Here is a 2,729-nt window from a genome sequence, read left to right on the forward strand (position 1 = left end):
AACAAACGGTCCGGGGTTCGTGTGATCAGATTGCAGTCGTGCGTTCCTGAGCTTGCCACATGGGAGCGCAGGGTAATCGGACTGGTTTGCACGGTGGACGTGGCATCAGGTGGTTCGGGTGGCGGGCGTGTCACGGGGCGTTGTCACCGGTTCTGTAGCGGGCACGCAGCTCACGTGCATGTAACCTCAAGGCCTCAGCGCTGCGCTGCCCCCGTTGATCGCGCAGGTCGATGATCCAGACAGTATCCTGTGCCATTGTGTAGAGTAGTGAAAAGGCGGTCCCCCGGACCTTGTATTCGCGAACGGCGCTGAAATCCTCATAGGCTGGGCCGGACATGGGAAACTCTGCAAGCATGGCCTCCGCGCGGATCAACGCGTTGATGGCTTTTGACAAGTCAAGCTGCGGGTTCTGTCGGTAGTAGGCCCGAAACCAGCGCAGCCCAGGTTCTGCGGTTTCGAGATAGCGAACCTCCATGCCTATCCGTCGTGTTTCGGGAAGGAGCGGTCGTCATCCGCCTTCAGCCAGTCATGGACGGCATTTGGCGCCAGAGACGGTGCTCCTTGATCGACAAGGGCAAGCCCTGTTTCGAGGAGATCTCGAGTCGCGAGGCGTTCTTCCACAAAGGCCCGGATTGCCTGGTTGGCCATATATGATGCGGATCGATCCTCGAAGCGAGCGATCCGGTCGAGCTGCGACTTGAGCTCGCTGTCGATGCGGGTGGTGAAGGATGTTGTTGCCATGATACCGAAGTGTTTGTTGTGTTGATGCACTTGTCTTACAATGTATGGTAGGCGGGTGCGCGGTCAAGATCTCATCGCACCAGTCTCACAAACTCCGATTCACCCAATCTCGCGAACACCGCTCGAATTCTCCTCGCTTTCAGCACTTCTGACACCGCGTCAGGAGTCCAGAGATCGAGCAAGCGCCCTGTCCATCAACGAAATGGGAACGAGCGCGATGGGAGCGCCGAATTGGGGTGAATCCAGCGATGAAACATAAGCTACGGAGTTGTCGTTCTTGCTGCATTGCTGGATTCTAGTATTTTGATATTCTTGAATACATGTTCTTGTTTCACTCTTGGACTTTAGGTTCATTGGTGGATTCCAGTAATTAGCTGGTCGAGTGGGTCTAGAAGAAGTGTTCGAGTTGTCGATGACTCATGCATGCGGAAGACGTTGTTCGTGTTCGCTGTTTTCTCTTGCTGCCCCCGAGTCCAGAGATTGAGCAAGAGCCCAGTCCACCGATGGAATGGAAATTTTGAGGGCGAGAGGGCTGATTTCGGGCGAGTCCGGCCATGAAACTAAGACGACAGGAGTATGCGTCGGAGCTCATGTTTAATGGTCCGATAACTGCATTATCGGTCATGGTTGAGGTGTACAAGGCGCGGCGTTTTTAACAGCATCTTGTGGAGATTAGCGCCGTCAAGAAATGGCCTTGAGACATTACATATGCGCGACCCAGCCCCATTGACGGTGCAGACACTTTACCTCGGATGCCGTCCCGGGTCACCTCAACTGGCGGGAAACCCCTGAAGATGTGGCGTTTTTGTCAGGGGCTGCGCTCAGCCATCTGCATATTGTGCTGGCGCGGGACGACGTGCCCCAGAGCTTGCTGCGCGAGCGGCGGGCACTGCGCGCCGCTGAGGCTTGTGTGGCGGTCTCGGGACGCAGGGAGCGGGCAGGGGAGTTGCGCGATGCAGTGCAGTTTCTGCGCCCCGGGGATCAGCCCGGCCCGGCGGGGGATATCAATCTGTCCTGGCGGATGGATGTTCCGGACCCGGCCTGCCTATGCGCCCGCAATCCGCGCAGCGGCGGATGTCGGCGAGCCCTGCACCTTTGTCGGTAACTTTGCGACACTACCGGGAGTGGGCAAAATCTGGGGGTTCATGCTGCCATCATGGTGTTTGAAACTGACAGACGCCCATCGAGTACGGCGGCTCGAGTGACCGCTACGTTGTGAGCGCCTTGTGGCGGCCATCGCATGCGCCTGCGTTTACCCATGCGCGCATTTCCGATGTCGCCGACGCAGCCTTCGGCTCGGGATGTTGAGATCGGCATGCCCTGGCGATACCGCCGTCCATAGTTCGTAAGTGATCCCATGTTGTTTGCGAGATAGCCGTACAGATCACGGCAGCGTGCAAGCGCCCTTTTGGCCTGGTCTCGGATCAAGGGTTCGTGTTTGGAGAGCCGCGCGCAATCAGCCATTGAAGGTTCGTGCCAGCTGTCTGGACTTTGCCGTGCCAAAGGTTCCATCGCAGGGTCTCGGCTGGTGTCGTGAAGATTACAGCTGTTCCCGGAAAGCTTTCCCTTCTTACGAGGCCCTTGATCGCGTTCTCGACATGCTGAACCCGCATCGAGATATCCACCAATCGAGGATGTGTCGCATCTGTCCACCAGTTGCGCCGCGGACAAGGTTTGGAAGCGCAGCCTCCCCGTCTGAAATGACCGTGATGGGGCGCCGACTATCCCACCCGAGTGCGTCCAAATCGCGACGAAGCTGGGCAGCAGGCGAGGTGGCCGCTTGTGGCGCAAGACCAAAGCGACGACACATGTCGTTGGTTTCGATCTTGCCTACCACAACATCGAGATGCCGTTTCTGGTATTCATAGGTCGTGTTGCACAGATCAACTGCAACTCGGAGCGCGCCCTCCCCGAGACGGAATTCAGGCGGTGCGCTCAAAGCTTGGTCGGCCAAGTCCGGTCATCCGGTTAAGAACCTGGACGCCAAT

2 protein-coding genes and 3 pseudogenes are annotated in these 2,729 nt (G+C 57.6%); 2 read left to right on the forward strand and 3 right to left on the reverse strand.

Annotation, left to right across the window (positions count from 1 at the left end):
- Positions 1–130: 130 nt before the first annotated feature.
- On the reverse strand, positions 131–475 hold the full coding sequence (locus tag QO231_RS25910; protein WP_316783149.1) for a type II toxin-antitoxin system RelE/ParE family toxin: 345 nt from the start codon (positions 473–475) through the stop codon (positions 131–133).
- 2 nt (positions 476–477) lie between these two features.
- Positions 478–771 (reverse strand): CopG family ribbon-helix-helix protein, encoded by a 294-nt coding sequence (locus QO231_RS25915; RefSeq protein ID WP_316783151.1) that lies wholly within the window; start codon positions 769–771, stop codon positions 478–480.
- A 671-nt stretch (positions 772–1,442) separates the two neighbouring features.
- On the opposite strand from QO231_RS25915, the pseudogene QO231_RS25920 reads away from it, so the two are divergent.
- Both QO231_RS25920 and QO231_RS26250 read left to right on the forward strand, forming a co-directional pair.
- Positions 1,443–1,789: pseudogene (locus QO231_RS25920) on the forward strand (DUF1403 family protein); the annotation flags it as partial.
- A pseudogene (locus QO231_RS26250) lies at positions 1,758–1,850 on the forward strand (SMC-Scp complex subunit ScpB); the annotation flags it as partial. The pseudogenes QO231_RS25920 and QO231_RS26250, both read left to right, overlap by 32 nt.
- A gap of 34 nt (positions 1,851–1,884) precedes the next feature.
- On the opposite strand, the pseudogene QO231_RS25925 reads toward QO231_RS26250, so the two are convergent.
- A pseudogene (locus tag QO231_RS25925) lies at positions 1,885–2,605 on the reverse strand (ISKra4 family transposase); the annotation flags it as partial.
- Positions 2,606–2,729: the final 124 nt, after the last annotated feature.

Origin of the sequence: Sedimentitalea todarodis (assembly GCF_032595355.1) — a bacterium.
Lineage (GTDB): Bacteria > Pseudomonadota > Alphaproteobacteria > Rhodobacterales > Rhodobacteraceae > Sedimentitalea > Sedimentitalea todarodis.